Raw genomic sequence first — 26,993 nt, 5'->3', positions numbered from 1 at the left:
GTATTAGCTCTGGCCGGCAAAGGCTCGTTCCAGTTCGGCGATGTCGAGCTTTTTCATTTGCAGCATCGCTTGCATCGCGCGCTGGGACTTGTGCGTATCGGGGTCTTGCATCATGTGCATCAGCGCGATCGGCACGATCTGCCATGACACGCCGAATTTATCCTTGAGCCAGCCACATTGCTGCGCCTGCACAGGCCCACCGGCGGACAGGTTGCCCCAGAAGTGGTCGACTTCCTCCTGATTCTGACAATTGACCTGGAACGACACCGCTTCGTTGAAGGTGAACACTGGCCCGCCATTGAGACCGGTGAAGGTCTGGCCATCAAGCTCGAAGCTGACCGTCATCACCGAACCTTCCGGGCGGCCGTGGATTTCCTGACCGGCCTTGCCGTAATGGGTGATGGCGGTGATTTTCGAGTGATCGAAGATCGAGCAATAGAATTTCGCCGCCGTTTCGGCCTGATCGTCAAACCACAGGCAGGGCGTGATTTTTGGAAAGCGTTGCATGGCGGTTGTCCTCGGCAGGTTGAACACACTGGATTATCAGATTAGCCAGTCCGCAGTAGACGGGTGGCGCCGTAGATCGACAAGTCCGTAGCAGCTGCCGAGCTGTGCGAGGCTGCTGCTACGGGACGGGAGCGACCGGTGGTCGATGAACATGGCTTGTGGGTCAAATTGCGCTTAGCTGTAGGGATGACCCAAGGCGCCGCGTAGGTATTTCGCTGCCACAACGGCGCCCCTTCAGAACACCGTGAGTCTGAGGAAATCAGCCATGCTGACCCTGAATATCAATGGCAAGGACCAGGAACTGGATGTCCCCGCGGACATGCCGTTGCTCTGGGTTCTGCGCGATGTCGCGCACCTGACGGGCACCAAATTCGGTTGCGGCATGGCCCAGTGTGGCGCCTGCACCGTCCACGTCGACGGTGCGCCGCTGCGCTCTTGCATCACGCCCGCCACGGCGGTGGCCCATGGGCAGAAAATTCTCACCATCGAAGGCCTGTCCAGTGACGGCTCGCACCCGGTGCAACAGGCCTGGGCCGAACTCGATGTGGTTCAGTGCGGTTATTGCCAGTCCGGGCAGATCATGTCGGCGGCCGCGTTGCTGGCGAAGATCCCCAAGCCTACCGACAGCGACATCGACCAGGCGCTGTCCGGCAACATTTGCCGCTGCGGCACCTACCCAAGAATCCGCGCCGCGGTCAAACGCGCCGCCGAGATCGGGTGAGGCGACGTTGAAGCCACGTTGAAGGGAGTCTGAGCAATGAACAGCATCAACCCTGTTTCGCGTCGCGGTTTTCTCAAGGGCAGTGCCGTGTTGGGAGGCGGTCTGGTGGTGGCGTTTGTCATTCCTGGCGGCCATCGCTTCGCCTTCGGTGCCGAGAATCAAGGAGAGGAATTCGCGCCCAATGCCTTTTTACGTATCGGCAACGACAACAGCGTCACTGTGCTGCTCGGCCATTCGGAAATGGGCCAGGGCATCTGGACCGGCCTGACCATGTTGATCGCCGAAGAACTGGACGCCGATTGGTCGAAAATACGCGTCGAACACGCGCCAGCCTCGGCCGCCGAGTATGGCCTGCCGGCGTTTGGCGGGATGCAAATCACCGGCGGTTCGACCTCGACCTGGATGGAGTTCGATCGCTATCGTCAGGCCGGCGCAGCGGCGCGCTTGATGCTGATCGACGCGGCGGCCAAGCGCTTCGACATGGCGCCTTCGCAGATCCACACCGAATCGGGCGTGGTCATTGCCGGCGACAAACGCGCCACTTACGGCGAACTGGCGGATGACGCCGGCAAGTTGCCGGTGCCGGATCCAGCCTCGATCAAGTTCAAGGAAGCCAAGGACTGGAAGGTCATCGGCAAACCCACCAAGCGCCTCGATACCCCGGAGAAAATCACCGGGCAGGCGAAGTTCGGCATGGACGTGCAATTCGACGGGCTCATGACTGCGGTGGTCGCTCGGCCGCCAGTGTTCGGTGGCAGCGTCAAATCCTTCGAAGGCGCCGAGGCGCTGGCGGTGCCTGGCGTGCACAAAGTGGTGCAGGTGCCCACGGGAGTCGCGGTGATTGCCGATCATTATTGGGCGGCGAAGCTGGGGCGCGATGCGCTGAAGGTTGTATGGGAACCGGGGCCGAACGCCGGGCTCGACAGCCAGCAACTGCTGGAAAGCTTCCGTAAACTCGCCGCCACCCCCGGGACCTCGGTCAGCCAGGCCGGGGACGCGACGGTCATGTTGGGCAGGGCGGCGAAGACTATCGAGGCCGAATACAGCGTGCCGTACCTGGCCCACGCGCCGATGGAGCCGCTCAATTGCACGGTGAAAATCACCAAGGACAAATGCGAAATCTGGACCGGCACGCAGTTCCAGACCCTGGATCAGATGATCGCGGGGAAGATCACCGGGCTCAAACCCGAACAGGTCGAGATCCACACCCAATTCCTCGGTGGCGGCTTCGGGCGTCGGGCCAACCCGACCTCGGATTTTGTCAGCGAGGCGGTGTACGTCGCCAAAGCGGCGGGCGAACCGGTGAAAACCGTCTGGTCCCGAGAGGATGACATTCGCGGCGGTTACTATCGCTCGGCATTCCTGCAACAGGCACGCATCGGGTTGGACGCCGACGGTATGCCGATCGCCTGGAAGCATATGCTGGTCGGGCAGTCGATCATGGCCGGCACGTCGTTCGAGGCGACCATGGTCAAGGACGGTGTCGACAAAACCTCCGTCGAAGGTGTGGCCGACAGTCCTTATTTTGAGGGGCTGGCCAATCACCTGATCGACCTGCATTCCCCGCAAACCGGCATCAGCGTGCTGTGGTTGCGGTCGGTGGGGCATACCCATACGGCATTCGTCATGGAGTCGTTGATCGATGAGTTGGCCGAGGCGGCCGGCAAGGATCCGGTGGAATACCGACGAACCTTGCTCAAGGCGCATCCACGGCATCTGGGGGTGCTGAATCTGGCAGTGGAGAAAGCCGACTGGAAAGCGCCGTTGCCGGACGGCCACGCATTGGGCGTGGCGGTGCATGAGTCTTTCGGCAGCTACGTCGCCCATGTGGCGGAGGTGTCGCAGGACAACCTGGCGATTCGCGTACACCGGGTGGTGTGTGCGGTGGATTGCGGCATTGCGGTCAACCCGCAGAGCATCGCCGCGCAGATGGAGTCAGGCATCACCTTCGGTCTCGGATTTACCTTGCACAGCAAACTGACGTTCAAGAACGGCCAGGTGCAGCAATCCAATTTTCACGACTATCAGGTGTTGCGCCTGAACGAAATGCCCGTGGTCGAAGTGCATATCGTCCCCAGCACCGACAAACCCGGCGGCATCGGCGAGGTTGGTGTACCGCCCGTGGCGCCGGCCGTGGCGAACGCGGTGTTTGCCCTGACCGGGCAGCGTCTGCGGGAACTGCCGCTGCAATTGTCGGGGGTGTGACATGAAACGACATCTGTTGCTGGGCGCGGTGGTGCTGATCGGGCTGACTGGCTATGCCTCGGACCTGTTCGCTGATGATAAAGAGGCGCTGAAGGCGTTTGACACAGTACAGAAGGTGTTCCAGAGCCCGCGCTGTCAGAACTGCCATATCCCCGGCGATTCGCCTTTACAGTTCGACGCCGGCAATCCTCACGCGATGAGGGTGGTTCGCGGGATGGATGGCAAAGGGGCGGCCGGTCTGCCGTGTGCCAGTTGCCATGCCGACAGCAATCCGCCCGCCAGTTATGGGACTCACACACCGCCCGGAGCGCCGCATTGGAGCCTGCCGCCAGCCGCGCACAAAATGGCCTGGATCGGCCTGCCGCCCGACAGGTTGTGCGCAATGATCAAGGATCGTTCCAGTAATGGCGATCGTGATTTTGCGGCACTGATCAAACATGTCAGCGAGGACAAACTGGTGCTCTGGGGCTGGCATCCAGGTGAGGGACGGACGCCGGTGCCGGTGCCCCACGACATTTTCGTCACCCAGTTCAAACTCTGGGCGGACGCTGGAGGGCCGTGTCCGGTGGCGGGTAGCTGACCAGCGGCGCGTTTATAGGGAGTCAAACCGGGTGTGAACGACTCTAACGTTTATATCCATCAAGGGAGTGAGTAATGCTAACCCCAGAAAAACCGCTCAAACCCGGCGTGGGCACGCCGAACGTCCTCGACGGCGCCGTGCAGGACCGCGATGTACTGCGCGACCTGGCGCGCAAGGCCGAGCAAGAACTGATGGGCGTGCAGATGGCGAGCATGGATGAGTTGACGCTGCTGTCCAATCGTCATGGCTTCGAGGCTCTGGCCCAATTGGCGCTGGAGGCCTGTCGGCAGTTGGGCCAACCTGCGACCCTGTTGTTTTTCGACCTTGACGACTTCAAGCGCATCAACCGGTTGTATGGGCGTGCCGAGGGCGACAACGCCCTGAAAACCTTTGCCGACGTGCTGCGCATCGCTTTTCGTGAAAGCGATGTGATCGGTCGGCTGGGCAGCGATGAGTTTGCTGCCTTGTTGACCGGCGCCAACACGGTGGAGATTGCCGCGATCAGGGCGCGCCTCGAAGAAATACTCGATGAGCGTAACGCCACGGTGCATCGTGGCTATGACATTCGCTTCAGTGTCGGGCAGATCGAGTTTGATGCTCAGCTAACCCAAACGGCGCAAGATCTGCTGGCTCTGGTCGATAAGGCGTTGCGTGCCCGACAGTTCGAAGCTCGTCATTCTTGAATGGCGCCTTGCAAAACCGCTGCAACGTGCTCGGCCGTTCGTAACAGCCGACCATCCTCTCTGAACCTTCCGATCATCTGTAGCCCGACAGGCAACATGGCTTGGCCGGGCCTCAGCGGTATGTTCAGTTGCGGCCAGCCAAACGCCCCCCAGAACTTGATGAAATCCGACGGTCCGGTGCTTTCCAGGCCGACCGGCGCGACCATCCCGCAAGAGGCGCCGAGCATGGCGTCGAAGGGGCGGCAAAGCTCGCTCAAGCGTGGGGCAAGATCAGCCAGGCGCGCCTTGGCAGCGGATTCCTGTTGCCAGGTTGTGGTCGCCGCCCGCTCGAACATGGCCAGGGTCGAAGGGCTCAATTGTGTTCGGTGTTGTTGAAACTCCTTTGCCAGCGAGCGGGCACCTTCGCAATCGTTAATCAACTGATGATCGTCGAACACGCCGGCAAACTCATCCGGCAGCCGTACGTCGCTCACGTGATGCCCGGCGCTGCGCAACTGATCCACCGCCTGTTCCAGGGCAAGGACCACGTCGGGGTCCACTTGATCCCAGCGTGATGTGCGGCAGAACCCCAAGTGCAGTGGACGCCGCTCGATGTCAGGCATCACAAACCCGGGAATCAACACGCGCGCTACCAGGTGCAGGTCGCGCACTGACTGGCCATACCAACCCACGGTGTCGAAGCTCGGCGCCAACGGTTTTACCCCTTCCAGCGACACCAGCCCCAGCGACGGTTTGAAAGCGAAGAGGCCGCAGTAGGATGCCGGCTTGAGCAACGAGCCAGCGGTCTGGGTGCCCAGCGCCAGGGCAAAGAACCCTGCAGCCATCCCGGCCGCCGAGCCAGCGCTGGAGCTGCCCGGCGTTCGCGTAAGGTCGTGGGGATTGCGGGTTGGACCGGTGTGCATGTACGCAAACTCGGTGGTATGGGTCTTGCCCATGATCAGCGCCCCGGCCTGGCGCAGCAGCGTCACGACGTGGGCGTCCCGGGAGGGTTGATGGTCGGTATAGATGGGTGAATAGAACTGCGTGGGGTGGGTCGCAGTGTCGAAAATGTCCTTGATACCCACGGGGACGCCGGCCAGCAGACCCTGGCCGTTGTGCTGCGCCGCATCGGCGCGGACCTGCCGGGCGTCGAACGAGACAAAAGCCCGGATATCCGGCTCTTGCGCCTGAATGCGTTGAAGAAAGGTTTCGACGACGATGGCAGCGGTGGTCTCGCCATTGACCACCGCTTCACTGAGGGTGGTGGCGTCAAGGGGCAGGCGGATCATTTGGCGAACAACTGATTGATATTTTTGAACGCCTTGAACTCCAGAGCATTGCCGCAGGGATCGAAAAGAAACATCGTGGCTTGTTCGCCCACCAATCCCTGAAACCGGATGCCCGGCTCGATCACGAAGTGTGTACCCAGGGCTTTCAGGCGTTCGGCCAGCGCCTCCCATTCTTCCATCGGCAATACCACACCGAAATGCGGCACCGGTACGTCGTGGCCGTCCACGGCGTTGGTATGGGCGGCTTCCTGAGAAGCGTTTTTCGGGGCCAGATGAATCACCAGTTGATGGCCGAAAAAGTTGAAATCGACCCAGTGATCGCTGGAGCGACCTTCTTCCAGGCCGAACACCTCACCATAGAAACGCCGGGTAGCGTCCAGATCGTAAACCGGGATGGCCAAATGAAAAGGGGACAGTTGCATCGGATGTGCCTCGACGGGTTGAGCGTTGAGGCTGAGTTTAGTCCTGTGCTTTTTGATTAAAAGACGATAATTTTTGCAGCGAGCTCAAATTATTTCGATCAATTGGGGGCAGTATGCTGCGGGAACTGAAAACCTTCATTGCTGTGACGCGCCATGGCACGTTCGCAGCGGCAGGCATGCACATTGGCCTGACTCAGTCGGCGGTCAGCGCGCAGATCCGCAATCTGGAGCAGGCGTTGGGCATCCGTCTGTTCGATCGCACCGGGCGTCAGGCACTCCTCAATGCCGCAGGGCAGCGAGCGTTGCCGATGGCTCAGGAAATGCTCGAGATCTTCAGTCGCATGGCCGTCAGTGATGACATCAGCGAGTTTCGTGGCGAATTGAAGATCGGCGCGGTGGCCACCGTCCAGACCGGTTTGTTGCCACGGGCGCTGTTGCGACTCAGGCAACAGGCGCCGTTGCTGGAGGCGAAACTGGTGCCGGGGGTATCCCTGAACCTGCTGAGCCAGGTGGACACTGGCGAAGTGGACCTGGCGATTCTGATCAAGCCGCCGTTTGAATTACCCAAGGAATTATCGGTGCAAGTCATTCGCCGGGAGCCGTTTGTGCTGATCGTGCCGGCCGACCTTGAGGGGGATGACCCGCTGCAGTTACTCGCCAGCCATCCCCACGTACGCTACGACCGCAATTCATTCGGTGGGCGATTGGTGACGCGTTTTTTGCGCGAGCAGCAGATTGATGTACAGGTGGCTCTGGAGCTGGATGAGCTGGAAGCCATTGTCAAGATGGTGGAATGCGGGCTGGGTGTTTCGCTATTGCCCGAGGCGGGGCTGTGGCTTGAGCATGGGGCGAAGGTCAGGATCATCCCGCTGGGAGAGCTGACGTTCTACCGGGAGATCGTGCTGTTGCAGCGTTATAGCCAGCGTACACAGCCGATCCAGCAGTTGTTTGCTCAGTGTTTGTTGTGAAGATCTTTTGAATTTGAGGGCACAAAAAACCCGCCTGAAGAGGCGGGTTTTTTAACGGCTAACCGAAGATCACTCTTCGATGTTGCCCATGGCGGTGGTGTTGAAGCCGCCGTCTACGTACATGATTTCGCCGCTGATGCCGGACGCCAGGTCCGAGCACAGGAAGGCGCCGGCATTGCCGACTTCTTCGATGGTGACGTTACGACGCAGCGGGGTTTGCGCTTCGTTGGCGGCCAGCATTTTGCGGAAGTTCTTGATGCCGGAAGCGGCGAGGGTGCGGATCGGGCCAGCCGATACGCAGTTGACGCGGGTGCCGTCCGGGCCCAGGGAGCCGGCCAGGTAACGTACGCCAGCTTCCAGGGAAGCCTTGGCCATGCCCATTACGTTGTAGTTCGGCATGGTGCGCTCGGCGCCCAGGTACGACAGGGTCAGCAGGCTGCCATTGCGGCCTTTCATCATTTCGCGACCAGCCTTGGCCAGGGCCACGAAGCTGTAGGCGCTGATGTCGTGAGCGATGCGGAAACCTTCACGGGTGGTGGCTTCGGTGAAGTCGCCGTCCAGTTGGTCGCCCGGGGCGAAGCCGACGGAGTGCACGATGCAGTCCAGGCCGTCCCACTTCTTGCTCAACTCTTCGAAGACCTTGGCGATTTCGGCATCGCTGGCCACGTCGCACGGGAAGCACAGCTCAGGGCTCGAACCCCAGCCCTGTGCGAATTCTTCGACACGACCCTTGAGTTTGTCGTTCTGATAAGTGAAGGCAAGCTCAGCGCCCTCGCGATGCATGGCGGCAGCGATGCCGGATGCGATGGACAGCTTGCTGGCGACACCGACGATCAGTACGCGCTTACCGGCGAGAAAACCCATGTGTTGCTCCTCTCTTTCAGGTTTATTGCGCAGTGGCTGGTGCCAGAAAAGCGGCTTCCAGCAACTGCTGTGTATACGGATGTTGGGGGGCGGCAAAGATACTTTGCGCGTCTCCCTGTTCGACCACTTGGCCATGCTTGACCACCATCAGCTGGTGGCTCAGCGCTTTGACGACAGCCAGGTCATGGCTGATAAACAAATACGTCAGGTTGTACTTGGTTTGCAGTGAACGTAGCAGCTCCACCACTTGGCGTTGCACGGTGCGGTCGAGGGCCGAAGTCGGCTCGTCCAGCAGAATCAACGCCGGTTTTAGCACTAAAGCCCGGGCAATGGCGATTCTCTGCCGCTGCCCACCGGAAAATTCATGGGGGTAGCGGTGCCGGGTTTCCGGGTCCAGGCCTACCTCCTTGAGTGCCGCAATAATCGCTTGTTCCTGCTCGGCCTCGGTGCCCATCTTGTGGATCCGCAGGCCTTCGCCGACGATCTGGCTCACGCACATCCGTGGGCTCAGGCTGCCGAAAGGGTCCTGGAACACCACCTGCATTTCCCGCCGCAGCGGCCGAACCTGTTGCTGCGTCAGGCAGTCTAGCTGCTTGCCTTCAAAACGGATTGCCCCTTTGCTGCCGATCAGCCGCAAAATCGCCAAACCGAGCGTCGACTTGCCGGAACCGCTTTCTCCCACAATCCCCAGAGTCTGTCCCTGGGGCAGGCTGAAATTGATGCCGTCCACCGCCTTGATGTGGTCGACGGTCTTTTTCAGAAAGCCTTTCTTGATCGGGAACCAGACTTTCAGGTCCTCGACCTGCAGCAATGGCGGGCCAATTACATTGGTCGCAGGCTTGCCGCTGGGCTCCGCTGCCAGCAGTTCCCGGGTGTACGGATGCTGCGGCGCGCGGAACAATTCTTCGCACGATGCCTGTTCGACGATGCAACCGCGCTGCATGACACATACGCGATGCGCAATTCTTCGTACAAGGTTCAAATCGTGACTGATCAGTAACAGCGCCATGCCCAGGCGGGCCTGCAATTCCTTGAGCAATTCGAGGATTTTCAGCTGAACAGTCACGTCCAGAGCGGTGGTCGGTTCGTCGGCGATCAGCAGTTCCGGCTCGTTGGCCAGGGCCATGGCGATCATGACCCGCTGGCGCTGGCCACCGGACAATTCGTGGGGCAGGGCCTTGAGACGCTTCTCGGGTTCCGGGATGCCGACCATCTCCAGCAGCTCCAGCGTGCGCCTGGTCGCGACTTTGCCGGTCAGGCCCTTGTGGATGCCCAATACCTCGTTGATCTGCTTCTCGATCGAGTGCAGTGGGTTGAGCGAGGTCATCGGCTCTTGAAAGATCATCGCGATCCGGTTGCCGCGGATGTGGCGGATGGTTTTCTCTTTCAGCTCCAACAAGTTCCGGTCGGAATAGGTGATGGTGCCGGACGGATGCCGGGCCAGCGGATAGGGCAGCAGCCGCAGGATCGAGTGGGCAGTCACCGATTTGCCGGAGCCGCTTTCACCCACCAGCGCCAGGGTTTCACCGCGCTTGATGTCGAAGCTGACGCCTTCGACCACCCGCTGAACGTGCTCGCCAACGACAAATTCGACGGCCAGGTCGCGCACTTCGATCAGATTGTCCTGATTCATTTCACTTCCTCGGGTCGAAGGCATCGCGAGCGGACTCGCCGATGAATACCAGCAGACTCAACATCAACGCCAGCACCGCAAACGCACTCATACCGAGCCACGGCGCTTGCAGGTTGGATTTGCCCTGGGCCACCAACTCACCCAGCGACGGGGCGCCCGGCGGCAAACCGAAGCCAAGGAAGTCGAGGGCGGTCAGCGTACCGATGGCGCCGGTCAGGATGAACGGCATGAACGTCATGGTCGAGACCATGGCGTTGGGCAAAATGTGGCGGAACATGATCGCACCATTCTGCATGCCCAGCGCCCGGGCCGCGCGCACGTATTCCAGATTCCGCCCGCGCAGGAACTCCGCGCGCACCACATCCACCAGGCTCATCCACGAAAACAGCAACATGATCCCCAGCAGCCACCAGAAGTTCGGCTGCACGAAACTGGCGAGGATGATCAGCAGGTACAGCACCGGCAGCCCGGACCAGATCTCCAGGAAACGCTGCCCGGCCAGGTCGACCCAGCCGCCATAAAAGCCCTGCAAGGCGCCGGCGATCACGCCAATGATCGAGCTGAGGATGGTCAGCGTCAAAGCGAACAGCACCGAAATCCGGAAACCGTAAATCACCCGGGCCAACACGTCGCGGCCCTGGTCATCGGTGCCCAGCAGGTTGTCGGCGGACGGCGGCGCGGGGGCCGGGACTTTCAGGTCGTAGTTGATGCTCTGGTAGCTGTAGGGGATCGGCGCCCACACCACCCAGGCGTCCTTGGCCTTGAGCAGTTCGCGGATGTACGGGCTCTTATAGTTGGCTTCCAGCGGGAATTCGCCGCCGAACGCGGTTTCCGGATAGCGCTTGAGCGCCGGGAAGTACCAGGCGTTGTCGTAATGCACCACCAGCGGTTTGTCGTTGGCGATCAGCTCGGCGCCGAGGCTTGCGCCGAACAGAATCAGAAACAGCCACAACGACCACCAGCCTCGCTTGTTGGCCTTGAACAGCTCGAAACGTCGGCGATTGAGAGGGGACAGGTTCATCTCAATGCTCCCGGCTTTCGAAGTCGATGCGCGGATCGACAAGGGTGTACGTGAGGTCGCCGATCAGCTTGAGCACCAGCCCCAGCAGCGTGAAGATGAACAGCGTGCCGAAGACGATCGGGTAGTCGCGGTTGATCGCTGCTTCGAAACTCATCAGGCCGAGGCCGTCGAGGGAGAAGATCACTTCCACCAGCAACGAGCCGGTGAAGAAGATCCCGATGAGCGCTGAAGGGAAACCAGCGATCACCAACAGCATCGCGTTGCGAAACACATGGCCGTAGAGCACGCGGTGACGGGTCAGGCCCTTGGCTTTGGCGGTGACCACGTATTGCTTGTTGATTTCGTCGAGGAAGCTGTTTTTGGTCAGCAGCGTCATGGTCGCGAAGTGGCCGATCACCAGTGCAGTGACCGGCAGAGCCAGGTGCCAGAAATAATCGAGGATCTTGCCGCCGGTGCTGAGCTCATCAAAGTTGTTCGAGGTCAGGCCCCGTAGCGGGAACCAGTCGAAATAGCTGCCGCCGGCGAACACCACAATCAGCAGGATGGCGAACAGGAACGCCGGGATCGCGTAACCGACGATGATCGCCGAACTGGTCCACACATCGAAGTGGCTGCCGTGTCGCGTCGCCTTGGCGATCCCCAGCGGGATCGACACCAGGTACATGATCAGCGTGCTCCACAGCCCGAGGGAGATCGACACCGGCATCTTTTCCTTGATCAGGTCGATGACCTTGGCGTCGCGGAAGAAGCTGTCGCCGAAATCCAGGGTGGCGTAGTTCTTGATCATGATCCACAAGCGTTCCGGCGCCGATTTGTCGAAGCCGTACATGTGCTCGATTTCCTTGACCAGCGCCGGGTCCAGGCCCTGGGCGCCGCGATAGGCGGAACCTGCCACCGACACTTCGGCTCCGCCGCCGGCAATGCGGCTGGTGGCGCCTTCGAAGCCTTCGAGTTTGGCGATCATCTGTTCCACCGGCCCACCGGGGGCGGCCTGGATGATCACGAAGTTGATCAGCAAAATGCCAAACAGGGTCGGGATGATCAGCAGCAGTCGCCGAAAAATATACGCCAGCATCTGATTACTCCGTGCCCGCAGGGTCGGCTTGCAGTTTTGTTTCGACTTCTATCGCAGGTGTCGCGTCGGGCGTGACCCACCAGGTATTGATGCCGATGTCATATTTGGGTGAAACCTTCGGGTGGCCGATGTGGTTCCAGTACGCCACACGCCAGGTCTTGATGTGCCAGTTGGGGATCACGTAATAGCCCCATTGCAGCACCCGGTCCAGCGCCCGGGCGTGGGCCACCAGGCTTTTGCGCGAATCGGCGTTGATCAGTTGCTCGACCAGTTGGTCCACTACTGGGTCTTTAAGGCCCATGGAGTTGCGGCTGCCGGGTTTGTCGGCGGCGGCAGTCATCCAGAACTCGCGCTGTTCGTTACCCGGTGAGTTGGATTGCGGGAAACTGCCGACGATCATGTCGAAGTCCCGGGAGCGTACGCGGTTGATGTATTGCGAGACGTCGACCCGACGGATCACCAGATCGATGCCCAAGTCGCTGAGGTTGCGCTTGAACGGCAGCAGCACCCGCTCGAACTCGGTCTGGGCCAGCAGGAACTCGATGGTCACCGGTTTGCCGGTGGCGTCGACCATCTTGTCGTCGACGATCCGCCAGCCGGCCTCTTGCAGCAGTTGATAGGCTTTGCGCTGCTGGGTGCGGATCATGCCGCTGGCGTCGGTCAGCGGGTTCTGGAACGCCTCGCTGAACACTTGCTCGGGAATCTTGCCGCGGAACGGGTCGAGAATCGCCAGTTGATCGGCGTCCGGCAGGCCAGTGGCGGCCATTTCCGAGTTTTCGAAGTAACTGCGGGTACGCACGTAGGCGCCGTTGAACAGTTGCTTGTTAGTCCACTCGAAGTCCAGCAACAGGGTCAGCGCCTGGCGCACGCGCACATCCTGGAACACCGGACGACGCAGGTTGAACACGAAGCCTTGCATGCCGGTGGGGTTGCCGTTGGGGATTTCTTCCTTGATCAGCCGCCCTTCGGTCACCGCCGGAATGTTGTAGGCCTTGGCCCAGTTTTTCGCGGATATTTCCAGCCAGTAGTCGAACTGACCGGCCTTGAGTGCTTCCAGTGCGACGGTGTTGTCGTGGTAATAGTCAGTGGTCATCACGTCGAAGTTGTAGAACCCGCGATTGACCGGCAGGTCCTTGCCCCAGTAATCCTTGACCCGTTCATATCGCACGGAGCGCCCGGCCTTCACTTCGGTGACTTTGTACGGGCCGCTGCCCAGCGGCAGTTCCAGGTTGCCCTTGTTGAAGTCGCGGGTGGCCCACCAATGCTTGGGCAATACCGGCAATTGGCCGAGGATCAGCGGCAGTTCGCGGTTGTTGGTGTGCTTGAACTTGAACAGCACGGTGAGCGGGTCTTCGGCGATCGCTTCTTCCACGTCGCTGTAATAGCCGCGGTAGAGCGGGGCGCCGTCCTTGATCAGGGTCTGGAAGCTGAACACCACGTCTTCGGCGCGCACCGGGTGGCCGTCGTGAAAACGAGCTTCGGGACGCAGGTAGAAGCGCACCCAGCTGTTGTCCGGGGCTTTTTCGATTTTGCCGGCGATCAGGCCGTATTCAGTGAAGGGTTCATCCAGACCCTGTTTGGCCAAGGTGTCGTAGATCATGCTGATGTCGTCGGCCGGCACGCCTTTGCTGATGAACGGATTGAGGCTGTCGAAGCCACCGAACCCGGCCTGACGGAAGATCCCGCCCTTCGGCGCGTCGGGGTTTACGTAATCGAAGTGCTTGAAGTCGGCCGGGTATTTCGGCGGCTCGTTGTACAGGGTCAAGGCGTGTTGCGGGGCGGCGCAGGCCAGCCCGGCGAACAACAGACCGCTGGCCTGCAAGAGCAGGGCGCGTAAGGGAGTCATTGATCTTTCTCCGAAGATTTCAGCCACCAAGCGCTCAGGCCCAGGGTGTAGGGCGGCGTGGTGACGAAGGCGAACCGGTTGCGGTAGGCCAAGCGGTGATAATTGAGGTACCAGTTGGGAATGATGTAGTGCTGCCATAGCAGCACCCGGTCGAGCGCCTTGCCGGCGGCGACTTGTTCATCCCGGGTCTGGGCGCCGAGCAGTTGTTCGAGCAAATGGTCGACCACCGGGTCGGCGATGCCTGCGTAGTTCTTGCTGCCCTTGATCCCGACCTGGCTGGAGTGGAAGTACTGCCATTGTTCCAGGCCCGGGCTGAGGGTCTGGTTGAGGGTCATCAGGATCATGTCGAAATCGAATTGATCGAGGCGCTGTTTGTACTGGGCGCGATCGACCGTGCGCAGCCGTGCGTCGATACCGATGCTGGCGAGGTTCTCGACGTAGGGCTGAAGGATCCGCTCCAGGTTCGGGTTGACCAGAAGGATCTCGAAGCGTAGCGGTTGGCCGATGCTGTTCTGCAGCCGCTGGCCATTGAGCTTCCAGCCGGCTTCGGCGAGCAGGCCCAAGGCCTTGCGCATGGTTTCGCGCGGAATGCCGCGGCCTTCGGTTTGCGGCAGGCTGAACGGCTCGGTGAGCAGCTTGGCGGGCAACTGATCGCGATAGGGCTTGAGCAACAGCCACTCGTGGCCGACCGGCAGTCCCGTGGCAGAGAACTCGCTGTTGGGGTAGTAACTCATGGCGCGTGTGTAGGCGCCGCTGAACAGCGTGCGGTTGGTCCACTCGAAATCGAACATCAGCCCCAGCGCTTCACGGACCTTGATCTGGGCGAAGGTCGACCGCCGAGTGTTCATGAACAGGCCCTGGCTCTGGGTCGGGATCTGGTGCGGGATCTGCGCCTTGATCACCTCGCCACGGCGCACGGCCGGGAAGTCGTAGCCGTTGTCCCAGTTTTTCGCCTGATGCTCGATGTAGATGTCGAACTCGCCGGCCTTGAACGCTTCGAAGGCCACGTCGCTGTCACGGTAGAACTCGACTTCCATGCGATCGACGTTGTATTTGCCGCGATTGACCGGCAGGTCCTTGCCCCAGTAATCCTTGACCCGTTCGAAGACGATCTGCCGCCCGGGGGTTACCGAAGTGATGCGATACGGCCCACTGCCCAATGGCGGCTCGAAGGTGGTGGCCTTGAAGTCGCGATCTTTCCAGTAATGCTGGGGCAACACCGGCAACTCGCCCAAGCGCAGGATCAGCAACGGATTACCGGAGCGCTTGAAGACGAAGCGAATGCGCTGCGGGTTGAGGATGTCGACCCGCGACACTTCCTGCAGGTTGGTGCGGTATTGCGGATGACCTTCCTTGAGCAGCAGACGGTAAGAAAACGCGACATCGTAAGCGGTGATCGGCGTGCCATCGTGGAAGCGCGCTTCGGGGCGCAGGTTGAACACCACCCAGCTGCGGTCTTCGCTGTATTCCACCGATTGGGCGATCAGGCCATAACTGGACGTCGGCTCATCGCCCGACGGCGCGTACTGGCCGGTGCCGACCATCAGCGGTTCGTTGAGTTCGTTGATGCCGTATTGCAGGAAGTTGGCCGTGGAAACCGGGCTCGAACCTTTGAAGGTGTAAGGGTTGAGCGTATCGAAGGTGCCAAACGCCATCACCCGCAACGTACCGCCCTTGGGCGCTTGCGGGTTGACCCAGTCGAAGTGGGTAAATCTGGCCGGGTACTTGAGCGTGCCGAACTGCGCATAACCGTGGCTTTCGCTGATCGTCGCGCTTGCGGGGGAGCTCAAGGCCAGGCTGATCAGGAGCAGGAGGAGGGGACGCTTCAAGTCAGAGATCCGATCCAGGCGGCTTGGGCTTTGTGGGCCGTACAGTAACAGCTTGTATCGACAGGAAAAAGACGGGGGCTTAATGCATTGTTAACCGCTGCCTCGATAGCCCTGCGGATCGCAGAACCTGTGGCGAGGGAGCTTGCTCCCGCTGGGTTGCGAAGCAGCCCCAAAACCTGAAATCCGGTAACTTCTGACACGCCGCGTACTTGGGTTTACGACTGCTTCGCAGCCGAGCGGGAGCAAGCTCCCTCGCCACAAAAGCCCCTAGGCAGGGCGTGCTGATTAATGCGGGGAAGAAACCGTCAGCATCTGACCCGGTTTCAGCGCCTGGCCTACCCGAGGGTTCCAGCGCTTGAGGTGTTGCATTTCGACATTGAAACGTTTGGCAACCATGTACAACGAGTCACCTTGCTGGACCTTGTACTGGGTCTGCGGCTTCTGTTTGTCTGACTTGCCGCTGGTTTTGCTGTTCGCCGCCACGACAGTGTTGATGCGACCGCCGCTGCGCTTGGTGGTGTCCTGCATCACAAGGGTCTGGCCGACCTTGAGGTTCTTGCCGTTCAGCTTGTTCCAGCGTTGCAGGTCCTTGACGTCAACCTTGTTGGCCCTGGCAATGGAGGCCAGATTTTCTCCGCGCTTGACCCGGTAGGCGCGCTTGATGCTGGCGATTTCGTTGTCGTCGGCACCTTCGAACACCGGCTTGAGCGGCCGCTGGCTGATCAGCTCTTCAGGACGCATGGTCGACAGGCTGGCAGTCAGCAGTTGCGCCTTGGACGTCGGCACCAGCAGATGCTGGGGACCGTCGATGGTAGTGCGTTGCTTGAAGGCCGGGTTGAGCTGGAACAGTTCGTCTTCGTCGATGTTGGCCACCGCGGCAACCTTGGACAGGTCCATGCGCTGGTTGATTTCGACGACCTGGAAGTACGGTTCGTTGGCGATCGACTTGAGGTTCACGCCATAGGCATCGGGCGCCAACACCACTTGCGACAGAGCCAGCAGCTTCGGCACATAGGCCTGGGTTTCCGCTGGCAGCGGCAGGTTCCAATAGTCGGTTGGAAGACCGAGTTTCTCGTTGCGCTCGATGGCCCGGCTGACCGTGCCTTCGCCGGCGTTGTAGGCCGCCAGGGCCAATAGCCAGTCACCGTTGAACATGTCGTGCAGGCGGGTCAGGTAATCCATGGCCGCGGTGGTCGAGGCGGTGATATCGCGACGGCCATCATAGAAACGGGTTTGACGCAGGTTGAAGTAACGCCCGGTGGAAGGAATGAATTGCCAAAGGCCCACCGCGTCGGCCCGGGAATAGGCCATCGGGTTGTAGGCGCTTTCAATCACTGGCAACAGCGCCAGTTCCAGCGGCATGTTGCGTTCTTCAAGGCGTTCGACGATGTAGTGAATGTAGAGGCTGCCGCGTTCGCCGGCGTTTTCGAGGAAGGACGGGTTGCTGGCGAACCACAGGCGCTGCTGCTCGATGCGCGGGTTGACGCCCAGGTTGTCCTGCAACTGGAAGCCCTGGCGCATGCGCTCCCAGACGTCCTGGGGAACTTGCGGTGTTGGTTTTTCGCTGAGCCAGATTGGTTTTTGCTTGGCTCGCGCTGCGATATTCGGTGTGTGTGTCGCTTCGGTCTGCGGCACATGGCTTGAACAGCCCGCCAAAGTGGCGGACACAGCCACCGCGATGGCTTGAGCCAAGCGGGTCAATGCGTCTGAATTGGTGGCTTTACGAATAGGTGACGACATTGGCTGGAAGTAAGTTCCGGGCGAAAATGTCGGGCGATTCTAGAAAGCACACCCCCTGCGGTCAACCATTCAGAATTTTTGTACCATTGCGCAGGCAGCTTAGAACGTATCTTTCCAAGCCCGCAATGCAGCAAAGACCGCACTCGGAGCCCGGTTTTCGGTTCCATTCCGTTCGTCCACTTTTTCTTTAACGGATGTTTCGCCGGTACGCAAAAACGGATTGGTGAGCTTTTCCAGCGCCAGGGTCGAAGGCAGCGTCATGATTCCGGCTTCCCGTTGGCGGGTGACTTTGGCCAGTCGTTCGAGGGTGTCGGGATTGCCCGGTTCGACCGCCACGGCAAACTTCAGATTGCTCAGGGTGTACTCGTGGGTGCAGTAGACCAGCGTGTCTTCGGGAAGCGCCGCGAGGCGGCTCAGCGAGTGATGCATTTGCTCGGGCGTGCCTTCGAACAAGCGTCCGCAACCGGCAGCGAACAGGGTGTCGCCGCAAAACAGATGACCACGGTGGTAATAGGCGATATGCCCGAGGGTATGGCCCGGTACTGTGATGACATCGAAATCCCAGCCCAGCACGTTGATCCGGTCGCTGTCCTTGAGGGCCACGTCCCGTGCCGGGATGGTCTCGCTGGCCGGGCCATGGACGGTTGCGTCTGTCGCTTTTTTCAGCCGCTCGACGCCGCCGACATGGTCATGATGGTGATGAGTGATCAGAATATCGCTTAGCACCCAACCCGGGTGCGCCGCGAGCCACGCCTCTACGGGCGCGGCATCGCCCGGATCGACTACGGCGCAGCGCTGGGTGCTGTGGTCTTGTAACAACCAGATGTAGTTGTCGGTGAAGGCGGGCAGGGCACTGATCTGTATCATCGTCGGATTCGCCAAGCGGAAAACATTGGCGCATCTTAGAGCTTCCTGGCGCGTTGGAGAATGCAATGACCGATAAAGCGTTCGCTCAGGCTGATCCTGACTGGCTGGCATTGATCAGCGCGGCCCGTGACTGGCTGTCCGGTCCCATCGGGCAATTTTTGCTGGACGAAGAACGACGCATGCTCGAAGACGAGTTGGGGCGCTTCTTCGGCGGCTATCTGGTGCATTACGGCCCCTCGGCACAGACGCCACCGGCGGCGCCGCAGGTGCAGCGCAATGTGCGACTTGGCGCGCCGTTGCCGGGGGTCGAGATCGTCTGCGAAGAGCAGGCCTGGCCCTTGAGCGAGCATGCCGCCGATGTGGTGGTGTTGCAGCATGGGCTGGATTTCTGCCTGTCGCCACACGGCTTGTTGCGCGAAGCGGCGAGCAGTGTGCGCCCTGGCGGGCATCTGCTGATTATCGGGATCAACCCCTGGAGCAGTTGGGGCCTGCGTCATGTGTTCGCCCATGACGCCTTGCGCAAGGCGCGCTGCATTTCGCCGTCGCGGGTCAGCGACTGGCTGAACCTGCTGGGCTTCGCGCTGGAGAAACGCCGCTTCGGGTGCTATCGTCCGCCGCTTGCGTCACCTGCCTGGCAAGCTCGTCTGGCCGGTTGGGAGCGCAAGGCCGGTGACTGGCAATTGTCGGGTGGCGGCTTCTATTTATTAGTCGCGCGCAAGATCGTGGTGGGGCTGCGGCCGGTGCGCCAGGTACGGCGCGAGCCGATGGGCAAGCTGATTCCGTTGCCGATGGCCAAGGTCAATCGTCGTCACATCGAACCGTAATACACTTTTTTATATTCCCGGCCGGGTATGCCCCGGCCTCGGGCATCGTCGGTCACCGATCGGCGAGCCAGCGCATTTTCTGGATAGATTGGCATGAGCGATAGCGTAGAACTCTTCACCGATGGCGCCTGCAAGGGCAACCCTGGCCCAGGCGGCTGGGGCGCGTTGCTGGTGTGCAAGGGCGTTGAAAAAGAACTCTGGGGCGGCGAAGCCAACACCACCAACAACCGCATGGAGCTGATGGGGGCGATCCGTGGCCTGGAAGAGCTCAAGCGTTCTTGCGACGTGCTGCTGGTGACCGACTCCCAGTACGTGATGAAAGGCATCAACGAGTGGATGGCCAACTGGAAGAAACGCGGCTGGAAAACCGCCGCGAAGGAACCAGTGAAAAACGCCGACCTGTGGAAACTGCTCGACGAGCAGGTCAACCGCCACAACGTCACCTGGAAATGGGTGCGCGGGCACATCGGCCATCATGGCAACGAACGGGCCGACCAACTGGCCAACCGTGGCGTGGATGAAGTGCGCGGGTACAAACAGGCTTGATTCCGGCGTAACACGGTCTATCTGAAAGACCCCCGCGAGCGTGTTAACATCGCCGCTTTTGCACGATTGACCCGTTGAGAGCTGAGCACTGATGGCCACCAGATCCGTTGTACTCGATACCGAAACCACCGGCATGCCGGTGACCGACGGCCACCGGATTATCGAAATCGGTTGTGTCGAGTTGATCGGTCGGCGCCTGACCGGCCGGCATTTCCACGTTTACCTGCAACCGGATCGCGAGAGTGACGAAGGCGCCATCGGCGTCCACGGCATCACTAACGAATTTCTGGTGGGCAAGCCGCGTTTCACTGAAGTGGCCGATGAATTTTTCGAGTTCATCAAGGGCGCACAGCTGATCATCCATAACGCGGCGTTCGACGTTGGCTTCATCAACAACGAATTTGCCCTGATGGGCCAGCACGATCGCGCGGACATCACACAACACTGCACGATCCTCGACACCCTGATAATGGCCCGGGAACGTCACCCGGGGCAGCGCAACAGCCTCGACGCCTTGTGCAAACGCTATGGCGTCGACAACTCCGGCCGTGAACTGCACGGCGCCTTGCTCGACTCCGAGATTCTCGCCGACGTTTACCTGACCATGACCGGCGGCCAGACCAGCCTGTCGCTGGCCGGTAACGCGTCCGATGGCAACGGTTCGGGCGAAGGCGCCGATAATTCCGCCACGGAAATCCGTCGTCTGCCGGCCGATCGTCAGCCGACCCGGATCATCCGCGCCAGTGAAGAGGATCTGGCCCAACACGTTGCGCGCCTGGAAGCCATCGCCAAATCCGCCGGCGCGCCGTCGCTGTGGCAGCAATTGGCCGAGGCCAAGGCTCAGGCCTGAGTCCCTTCGAGCGGAAGGTTTTTTGTGGCGAGGGAGCTTGCTCCCGCTCGACTGCGCAGCAGTCGCAAATCCTGCCAATATGGTTCCGAGCGAATGCAGGGGGGGGCGCTTCGCAGCCCAACGGGAGCAAGCTCCCTCGCCACAGGTATCTTTCTCGACACCGAGTTTGCTGGCCACATGATGGTGCGCCGGCCGGCCCACTTCAGGGCATCCCCCTCGCCACATGCGCTCCAACCCTCTACCCTGAGGTGATTGGCAGGCCACGGTCTGCCGCCTCAGGACGCCGAGCCTCATGTATAAAGATTTGAAATTCCCGGTCCTGATCGTCCACCGCGACATCAAGGCCGACACCGTTGCCGGTGATCGTGTGCGTGGCATTGCCCGGGAGCTGGAGCAGGAAGGTTTCAGTATCGTTTCGGCGGTCGATTACACCGAGGGGCGTCTGGTCGCCTCGACCCATCACGGCCTTGCCTGCATGTTGATTGCCGCCGAAGACGCCAGCACCCACGCGCATCTTCTGCACAACATGGCCGAACTGATTCGCCTGGCGCGGGTTCGGGCGCCGGAGCTGCCGATTTTCGCCCTGGGCGAGCAAGTCACCCTGGAAAACGCCCCGGCCGACGCCATGGCCGAGCTCAATCAGCTGCGCGGCATTCTCTATTTGTTCGAAGACACCGTGCCATTCCTTGCCCGTCAGGTTGCCCGCGCGGCGCGCAAGTACCTGGACGGCCTGTTGCCGCCGTTCTTCAAGGCGCTGGTGCAGCACACCGCAGACTCCAATTATTCCTGGCACACGCCGGGGCATGGCGGCGGCGTGGCGTATCACAAGAGCCCGGTAGGGCAGGCGTTTCACCAGTTTTTCGGGGAAAACACCCTGCGTTCGGATTTGTCGGTGTCGGTGCCGGAACTCGGTTCGCTGCTCGATCACACTGGCCCGCTGGCTGAGGCGGAAGCGCGAGCGGCTCGCAACTTCGGCGCCGATCACACCTTTTTCGTGATCAATGGCACCTCGACCGCCAACAAGATCGTCTGGCATTCCATGGTGGCACGCGATGATCTGGTGCTGGTGGATCGCAACTGCCACAAGTCAGTGTTGCACGCGATCATCATGACCGGCGCGATTCCGCTGTACCTGTGCCCGGAGCGCAATGAGCTGGGGATCATTGGCCCGATTCCGTTGAGTGAGTTCAGCCGCGAATCAATCCAGGCCAAGATCGACGCGAGCCCACTGACCCAGGGCCGCGAGCCCAAGGTCAAGTTGGCGGTGGTGACCAACTCGACTTATGACGGCCTCTGTTACAACGCCGAACTGATCAAACAGAGCCTGGGCAACAGCGTCGAGGTGCTGCATTTCGACGAGGCCTGGTTCGCCTACGCGGCATTCCACGAGTTCTTCGCCGGCCGTTATGGCATGGGCACGTCCCGCAGCGAAGACAGCCCCTTGGTGTTCACCACTCACTCCACACACAAACTGCTGGCGGCGTTCAGCCAGGCGTCGATGATTCACGTGCAGGACGGCGGTGCACGGCAGCTGGATCGCGACCGTTTCAACGAAGCGTTCATGATGCACATCTCGACCTCGCCGCAGTACAGCATCATCGCCTCGCTGGACGTGGCCTCGGCGATGATGGAAGGACCGGCCGGTCGTTCGTTGCTACAGGAAATGTTCGACGAAGCGCTGAGTTTTCGCCGGGCGCTGGCCAATCTGCGCCAGCATATCGCCGCCGATGACTGGTGGTTTTCCATCTGGCAGCCGCCCTCGGTCGAAGCCATCGAGCAGGTGGCCGCCGAAGACTGGCTGCTGCAACCCGACGCCGATTGGCACGGCTTTGGCGGCGTGACTGACGACTATGTGCTGCTCGATCCGATCAAGGTCACGCTGGTGATGCCGGGGCTGACGGCGGGCGGCGCGTTGAGTGCGCGCGGGATTCCGGCGGCGGTAGTCAGCAAGTTCCTCTGGGAGCGCGGGCTGGTCGTGGAAAAGACCGGGCTGTATTCATTCCTGGTGCTGTTCTCGATGGGCATTACCAAGGGCAAATGGAGCACGCTGCTGACCGAGTTACTGGAGTTCAAGCGCAGCTACGACGCCAACGTCAGCCTGGCCACCTGCCTGCCGTGCGTGGCGCAACAGAACATGGCCCGTTATCAAGGCATGGGGTTGCGCGATCTGTGCGATCAATTGCACGCCTGTTATCGCAGCAACGCCACGGCCAAACACCTCAAACGCATGTACACGGTGTTGCCGGAAGTCGCGATGAAGCCAGCGGACGCCTATGATCAATTGGTACGCGGGGAAGTGGAGGCCGTTTCGATCGATGCCCTGGACGGGCGGATCGCGGCAGTGATGCTGGTGCCATACCCGCCGGGGATCCCGTTGATCATGCCCGGCGAGCGTTTCACCGAGTCGACCCGCTCGATCATCGATTACCTGAAGTTTGCCCGGGCGTTCGACAGCAGCTTCCCCGGGTTTGTCGCCGATGTGCATGGCTTGCAACATGAAGACGAGGGCAATGGACGGCACTACACCGTCGATTGCATCAAGGAATGAGGACCTTTGCGAGTATGCAGCCCGTCATGAATCCCAAATACCCGGGCCTCTCGGTGCGTGTCGCCGATGAGGGTTTTGCGGCTTATATCTGGGGCAGTGATTTCAGTTTTGAAGTCGCCGCCTATGGCGCAGCAGAAATCGGCAAGCCGGTGGCGCAGTGGCCGGTGACGCCAATCACCCCGTATCGCAAGTGCTACGGCATCGATCCCGAAGAGTTCAGCAGCTTTCGCGACGCCGCCGACAGTGCGATTTTCATGGCCTATCTGGATGATGAGCCGGTGGGCCACCTGGTGGTCAGCACCAACTGGAACGGTTTCGCCCATATCGATGAATTGGCGGTGCATGCACCGGCGCGTCGCCATGGCGTGGCCAAGGCGTTGCTGGACGTAGCGCAGTTCTGGAGCCGCAAGAAAAAGCTGCCGGGCATCATGCTGGAAACCCAGAACAATAATCTTGGGGCCTGCCGGCTGTATGAACGCTGTGGCTACGTGGTTGGCGGGATCGATCATCTGCGTTATCGCGGGATCGACCCGAATACCGCCGAAGTCGCATTGTTCTGGTATCGATTGTTCGATAACCCGCTGGAAAAACCGATCAGCTCGCCAGCATCGCCACGGCTTGTTCCGTGATGATGTCCAGCAGCGTCTGAACCGCCGGAGAGGGCTCGGCGTTTTTCAGGCGCAGAGCGTAGACGCTGACCGGTACCGCAGGCGCCAGCGGGCAGGCATCGAGCCCGGCCGATTTGGCGCCGAGGGCGGTAAATGGATCGACAATCGCCAGGCCTTCACCGGCCTCGACCATGCTGCGCATCATTTGATGCGTCTGCACCCGGGTCTGGATGACCGGGGCAGGGCGCAGCGCATGCAGCTTGTTGTCCAGCGCCGGACTGAGCGGGTCGTGACCTTCCAGGCCGACCATTGACTGGCCGGCCAAGTCTTGCAGGGAAATGTACTTTTGTTTCGGTTGCAGCCAGCCATGGGGTGCCAATAGCTGGAGCTTGCCCTGGGCGATGACCTGGCAATCGATATCGGCATGGTCCGGGTCGTGCAGGCTCAGGCCCAGATCGCTTTCGCGCAGCAGCAGGCTTCTGACAATCTCGCGGGTCGGTTGGCTCAGGAGGGTGCAAGGTGCATCGGGGAGGCGTCGGCGCAGCGCCGCGATGCTCTGCGGCAACAGTTGTTGCGCCAGCGGCGGGGTGCAGATGATTCGCAGGGGCGGGGCCAGATATTGCTTGAGGCTGCTGGCCAGTCGCTGGACCGGCTCAAGGGCCTCGTAGACGCGGGCAATCTCGACCTGCAACTCCCGCGCCTCGCGCGTGGCTTGCAGACGGCCACGCACGCTGGCAAACAGCATGAAACCCAACTGATCCTCGGCATCGCGCAACGTGCGTTCAACCTCGGTCACGGGCAACTGCAACCATTCGGCGGCGGTGCCCAGGTGACCGGTCTGCAGGAGCGCCTGGATCACTTCGATATGACGTAAACGCATGCGTGAAGTCCATGTTCAGCAGGTGAGGGAGTCAGTGACTGAATCCTAACTCAAGTGCGCGCATATGACTTCTGCTCATAACAGCGGGTTATGAAGCGACGTTCGTTTCAGGTTCGCGAATGAGGGTGACACCGGTTTGCACCAGCACAAACGCGTTGTCGTCGAGTTTGTTGACCCGATCGCCAATGGCCAGTTTATAGGTGGTGACAGGCGCAGAGCCGGCGAGGCCGTCGTGCGACAGGGTGGATTCCTGGAACTCATGCACGGAATAAACACGGCCTTCCGCGTCTCTTGCATGGAACTGACCGACGAGTACTGCTGCCATCTGCTTAGAACCTCTGGAGATAAATCACTCAATTTGCGGTTCTGTAGACCGTGGTTGGGCGAGGTAAGTTTTCCTACAGGAAAAAAATAGTCAGGGGCGGCGATTTTCCGTCGCCCGCTGGTTGAATCGTCATTTGATCATCTATAACTAGAAGCTCTTTCCATCGAACAGTCGAGTATCTTCCATGAGCAACGTCTACGAGATCGCCGTTCTGGTCGGCAGCCTGAGAAAAGCATCGATCAACCGCAAGGTCGCGCTGGCGCTGGCCGAGCTGGCGCCTGCCAATCTGAAGCTGACGATCGTCGAAATCGGCGATTTGCCGCTGTACAACGAAGACATCGATGGCGATTCACCGCCGGCAGCCTACAGCACTTTCCGACAACAGGTGCGTTCATCCGACGCGGTGCTGTTCGTGACCCCGGAATACAACCGTTCGGTGCCGGCGCCGTTGAAGAATGCGATTGACGTCGGTTCGCGTCCCTATGGCCAGAGTGTCTGGGACGGCAAGCCGGGTGCGGTGATCAGCGCTTCACCGGGCGCCGTCGGCGGATTTGGCGCCAACCACAATGTGCGCCAGTCGATGGTGTTTCTCAATGTACCGTGCATGCAGCAGCCGGAAGCTTATCTGGGCGGCGCGGGTTCAGCGTTCGACGAGGCGGGCAAGTTGTCGGAGTCGCTCAAGCCGTTCCTGCAGAAATTCATCAATGCGTATGCGCAGTGGGTCGAGCAGCATAAAAAGCCATGACCGCTTCCTTTTAGCTCGTAGCGGCTGTCTCGCAGGCTCGGCAGCTGCTGCATCGGGCATTTCATCCCACCTTCACTTTACGGCCTATTCAAACCTCCCTATATTCCGCGCTTCGTTTTTCCGTCGGGCTGGAACCGGGTTTATATGCTCATCGCATCGTTGATTTTTTTGCTGACCATCACCCTGGTGATCTGGCAACCCAAAGGCCTGGGTGTCGGCTGGAGTGCGGTATTCGGCGCGGTGCTGGCACTGCTGTCCGGGGTGGTGCACCTGAGCGATATTCCGCTGGTATGGCAGATCATCTGGAATGCCACCGGCACCTTCGTTGCGCTGATTATCATCAGCCTGCTGCTGGATGAGGCGGGGTTCTTTGCCTGGGCCGCGTTGCATGTGGCCCGTTGGGGGCGGGGCAGCGGGCGCAAGCTCTTTGCTTATATGGTGCTGCTCGGCGCACTGGTCTCGGCGTTGTTCGCCAATGACGGCGCGGCGCTGATTCTTACGCCGATCGTGATTTCCATGCTGCTGGCGTTGCGTTTTTCCCCGGCGGCGACCCTGGCGTTCGTGATGGGGGCCGGTTTCATCGCCGACACCGCGAGCTTGCCGCTGGTGGTGTCGAACCTGGTGAACATTGTTTCGGCTGACTTCTTCAAGATCAGTTTCAACCGCTACGCCGCGGTGATGATTCCGGTCAATCTGGTAAGCGTGGCGGCGACCCTGGCAATGTTGATGGTGTTTTTCCGTCGCGACATCCCCCGTGATTACCATCCCGAGCAGTTGGCAGACCCGGCCACCGCGATTCACGACACTGCAACGTTTTATGCCGGTTGGGTGGTGTTGGTGATTCTGCTGCTCGGCTGCTTTGCCCTTGAGCCGTTGGGCATTCCGATCAGCGCGATCTCCGCGGTGTGCGCTGCATTGCTGCTGGCCATTGCCGCCCGTGGCCACAAGATTTCCACGCGTAAGGTGATGAAAGAAGCGCCGTGGCAGATCGTGATTTTTTCCTTAGGGATGTACCTCGTGGTATATGGCCTGCGCAACGCCGGGCTAACCGGGTATCTGGCCGGTTGGCTGGATGGCTTCGCCGGTTACGGCGTGTGGGGCGCGGCCATGGGCACCGGGGTGCTGACGGCGTTGCTGTCGTCAGTGATGAACAATCTGCCGACCGTGCTGATCGGCTTGCTCTCGATCGATGCCAGTCAGGCGACCGGCGTGGCGAAAGAGGCGATGATCTACGCCAACGTCATCGGCAGCGACCTGGGGCCGAAAATCACCCCGATCGGCAGTCTGGCGACCTTGCTGTGGCTGCATGTGCTGCAGCGCAAGAATATCCGGATTGGCTGGGGCTACTACTTCAAGGTCGGGATTGTGCTGACGGTGCCGGTGTTGTTGGTGACGTTGGCGGCCTTGGCGTTGCGGTTATCCATCTAGACCGGGCGGG

Annotated in this window: 25 protein-coding genes; 12 read left to right on the top strand and 13 right to left on the bottom strand. The window is 60.6% G+C overall.

Going from position 1 to position 26,993, the window contains the following annotated elements:
• Positions 1-3: 3 nt before the first annotated feature.
• Positions 4-507, bottom strand: coding sequence for a VOC family protein (locus tag AC07V0_RS14230; protein WP_018929635.1), 504 nt, complete (start codon positions 505-507; stop codon positions 4-6).
• A gap of 265 nt (positions 508-772) precedes the next feature.
• Between AC07V0_RS14230 and AC07V0_RS14225 the strand changes: the two genes are divergently transcribed.
• The 4 genes from AC07V0_RS14225 (at position 773) to AC07V0_RS14210 (ending at position 4,696) form a co-directional block, all read left to right on the top strand.
• Positions 773-1,228 carry a (2Fe-2S)-binding protein gene (locus tag AC07V0_RS14225; RefSeq protein WP_007937751.1) on the top strand — a complete coding sequence of 152 codons (456 nt, stop codon included), beginning with the start codon at positions 773-775 and terminating at the stop codon, positions 1,226-1,228.
• Between the two features lie 36 nt (positions 1,229-1,264).
• Positions 1,265-3,433, top strand: a complete 2,169-nt coding sequence (locus tag AC07V0_RS14220; RefSeq protein ID WP_495019663.1) for a xanthine dehydrogenase family protein molybdopterin-binding subunit — start codon at positions 1,265-1,267, stop codon at positions 3,431-3,433.
• Between the two features lies 1 nt (position 3,434).
• On the top strand, positions 3,435-4,013 hold the full coding sequence (locus tag AC07V0_RS14215; RefSeq protein WP_495019662.1) for a hypothetical protein: 579 nt from the start codon (positions 3,435-3,437) through the stop codon (positions 4,011-4,013).
• Between the two features lie 74 nt (positions 4,014-4,087).
• Positions 4,088-4,696: a GGDEF domain-containing protein gene (locus AC07V0_RS14210; protein ID WP_064618228.1), complete on the top strand. Its 609-nt coding sequence runs from the start codon at positions 4,088-4,090 to the stop codon at positions 4,694-4,696.
• On the opposite strand, the gene AC07V0_RS14205 is transcribed toward AC07V0_RS14210, so the two are convergent.
• Both AC07V0_RS14205 and AC07V0_RS14200 read right to left on the bottom strand, forming a co-directional pair.
• The gene (locus AC07V0_RS14205; RefSeq protein WP_495019661.1) at positions 4,687-5,964 is read right to left on the bottom strand and encodes an amidase; all 1,278 of its coding nucleotides are present in this window, start codon (positions 5,962-5,964) and stop codon (positions 4,687-4,689) included. The genes AC07V0_RS14210 and AC07V0_RS14205 overlap by 10 nt on opposite strands.
• Complete coding sequence (locus AC07V0_RS14200; RefSeq protein ID WP_019579332.1) at positions 5,961-6,386, bottom strand: VOC family protein; 426 nt, start codon at positions 6,384-6,386, stop codon at positions 5,961-5,963. The genes AC07V0_RS14205 and AC07V0_RS14200 overlap by 4 nt, the downstream gene beginning before the upstream one ends.
• A gap of 113 nt (positions 6,387-6,499) precedes the next feature.
• On the opposite strand from AC07V0_RS14200, the gene AC07V0_RS14195 reads away from it, so the two are divergent.
• Positions 6,500-7,354, top strand: coding sequence for a LysR family transcriptional regulator (locus tag AC07V0_RS14195; RefSeq protein WP_018929628.1), 855 nt, complete (start codon positions 6,500-6,502; stop codon positions 7,352-7,354).
• A gap of 69 nt (positions 7,355-7,423) precedes the next feature.
• Here AC07V0_RS14195 and fabI read toward each other — a convergent pair whose 3' ends face one another.
• The 8 genes from fabI to gloB all read right to left on the bottom strand — a co-directional run bounded on the left by fabI (position 7,424) and on the right by gloB (position 18,229).
• Positions 7,424-8,218 carry an enoyl-ACP reductase FabI gene (gene fabI / locus AC07V0_RS14190; protein WP_007937760.1) on the bottom strand — a complete coding sequence of 265 codons (795 nt, stop codon included), beginning with the start codon at positions 8,216-8,218 and terminating at the stop codon, positions 7,424-7,426.
• A 22-nt stretch (positions 8,219-8,240) separates the two neighbouring features.
• Positions 8,241-9,851 carry an ABC transporter ATP-binding protein gene (locus AC07V0_RS14185; RefSeq protein WP_018929627.1) on the bottom strand — a complete coding sequence of 537 codons (1,611 nt, stop codon included), beginning with the start codon at positions 9,849-9,851 and terminating at the stop codon, positions 8,241-8,243.
• Between the two features lies 1 nt (position 9,852).
• Positions 9,853-10,872, bottom strand: coding sequence for an ABC transporter permease (locus AC07V0_RS14180; RefSeq protein WP_007906755.1), 1,020 nt, complete (start codon positions 10,870-10,872; stop codon positions 9,853-9,855).
• Between the two features lies 1 nt (position 10,873).
• Complete coding sequence (locus tag AC07V0_RS14175; RefSeq protein WP_018929626.1) at positions 10,874-11,947, bottom strand: microcin C ABC transporter permease YejB; 1,074 nt, start codon at positions 11,945-11,947, stop codon at positions 10,874-10,876.
• A 4-nt stretch (positions 11,948-11,951) separates the two neighbouring features.
• Complete coding sequence (locus AC07V0_RS14170; RefSeq protein ID WP_495019660.1) at positions 11,952-13,793, bottom strand: extracellular solute-binding protein; 1,842 nt, start codon at positions 13,791-13,793, stop codon at positions 11,952-11,954.
• A complete protein-coding gene (locus AC07V0_RS14165; RefSeq protein ID WP_018929624.1) occupies positions 13,790-15,622 on the bottom strand; it encodes an extracellular solute-binding protein in 1,833 nt (610 codons plus the stop codon). The genes AC07V0_RS14170 and AC07V0_RS14165 overlap by 4 nt, the downstream gene beginning before the upstream one ends.
• A gap of 285 nt (positions 15,623-15,907) precedes the next feature.
• On the bottom strand, positions 15,908-17,362 hold the full coding sequence (locus AC07V0_RS14160; RefSeq protein ID WP_018929623.1) for a transglycosylase SLT domain-containing protein: 1,455 nt from the start codon (positions 17,360-17,362) through the stop codon (positions 15,908-15,910).
• Positions 17,363-17,461: 99 nt separating this feature from the next.
• Complete coding sequence (gene gloB, locus AC07V0_RS14155; protein ID WP_018929622.1) at positions 17,462-18,229, bottom strand: hydroxyacylglutathione hydrolase; 768 nt, start codon at positions 18,227-18,229, stop codon at positions 17,462-17,464.
• Between the two features lie 65 nt (positions 18,230-18,294).
• On the opposite strand from gloB, the gene AC07V0_RS14150 reads away from it, so the two are divergent.
• From AC07V0_RS14150 to AC07V0_RS14130, 5 genes are all read left to right on the top strand, one after another.
• Positions 18,295-19,053 (top strand): methyltransferase domain-containing protein, encoded by a 759-nt coding sequence (locus tag AC07V0_RS14150; protein ID WP_018929621.1) that lies wholly within the window; start codon positions 18,295-18,297, stop codon positions 19,051-19,053.
• A gap of 93 nt (positions 19,054-19,146) precedes the next feature.
• Positions 19,147-19,599 (top strand): ribonuclease HI, encoded by a 453-nt coding sequence (gene rnhA, locus AC07V0_RS14145; RefSeq protein ID WP_003180633.1) that lies wholly within the window; start codon positions 19,147-19,149, stop codon positions 19,597-19,599.
• 91 nt (positions 19,600-19,690) lie between these two features.
• Positions 19,691-20,449: a DNA polymerase III subunit epsilon gene (gene dnaQ / locus AC07V0_RS14140; protein WP_007937771.1), complete on the top strand. Its 759-nt coding sequence runs from the start codon at positions 19,691-19,693 to the stop codon at positions 20,447-20,449.
• Positions 20,450-20,741: 292 nt separating this feature from the next.
• Positions 20,742-22,997 (top strand): Orn/Lys/Arg family decarboxylase, encoded by a 2,256-nt coding sequence (locus AC07V0_RS14135; RefSeq protein WP_064618221.1) that lies wholly within the window; start codon positions 20,742-20,744, stop codon positions 22,995-22,997.
• Between the two features lie 14 nt (positions 22,998-23,011).
• Complete coding sequence (locus AC07V0_RS14130; protein WP_007937773.1) at positions 23,012-23,626, top strand: GNAT family N-acetyltransferase; 615 nt, start codon at positions 23,012-23,014, stop codon at positions 23,624-23,626.
• Here AC07V0_RS14130 and AC07V0_RS14125 read toward each other — a convergent pair.
• Positions 23,592-24,485, bottom strand: coding sequence for a LysR substrate-binding domain-containing protein (locus AC07V0_RS14125; RefSeq protein ID WP_019579322.1), 894 nt, complete (start codon positions 24,483-24,485; stop codon positions 23,592-23,594). The genes AC07V0_RS14130 and AC07V0_RS14125 overlap by 35 nt on opposite strands.
• Before the next feature lie 88 nt (positions 24,486-24,573).
• Positions 24,574-24,810, bottom strand: coding sequence for a hypothetical protein (locus tag AC07V0_RS14120; protein ID WP_018929617.1), 237 nt, complete (start codon positions 24,808-24,810; stop codon positions 24,574-24,576).
• A gap of 184 nt (positions 24,811-24,994) precedes the next feature.
• Here AC07V0_RS14120 and AC07V0_RS14115 point away from each other — a divergent pair, with 184 nt between their 5' ends.
• Positions 24,995-25,555, top strand: a complete 561-nt coding sequence (locus AC07V0_RS14115) for an NADPH-dependent FMN reductase (protein ID WP_018929616.1) — start codon at positions 24,995-24,997, stop codon at positions 25,553-25,555.
• 144 nt (positions 25,556-25,699) lie between these two features.
• Positions 25,700-26,983: an arsenic transporter gene (locus tag AC07V0_RS14110; RefSeq protein WP_258612141.1), complete on the top strand. Its 1,284-nt coding sequence runs from the start codon at positions 25,700-25,702 to the stop codon at positions 26,981-26,983.
• The last annotated feature ends 10 nt before the right edge of the window (positions 26,984-26,993 follow it).

It is taken from the genome of Pseudomonas sp. GW821-FHT01E10, assembly GCF_059422365.1.
This window is presented reverse-complemented; position numbering and strand designations above follow the sequence as displayed.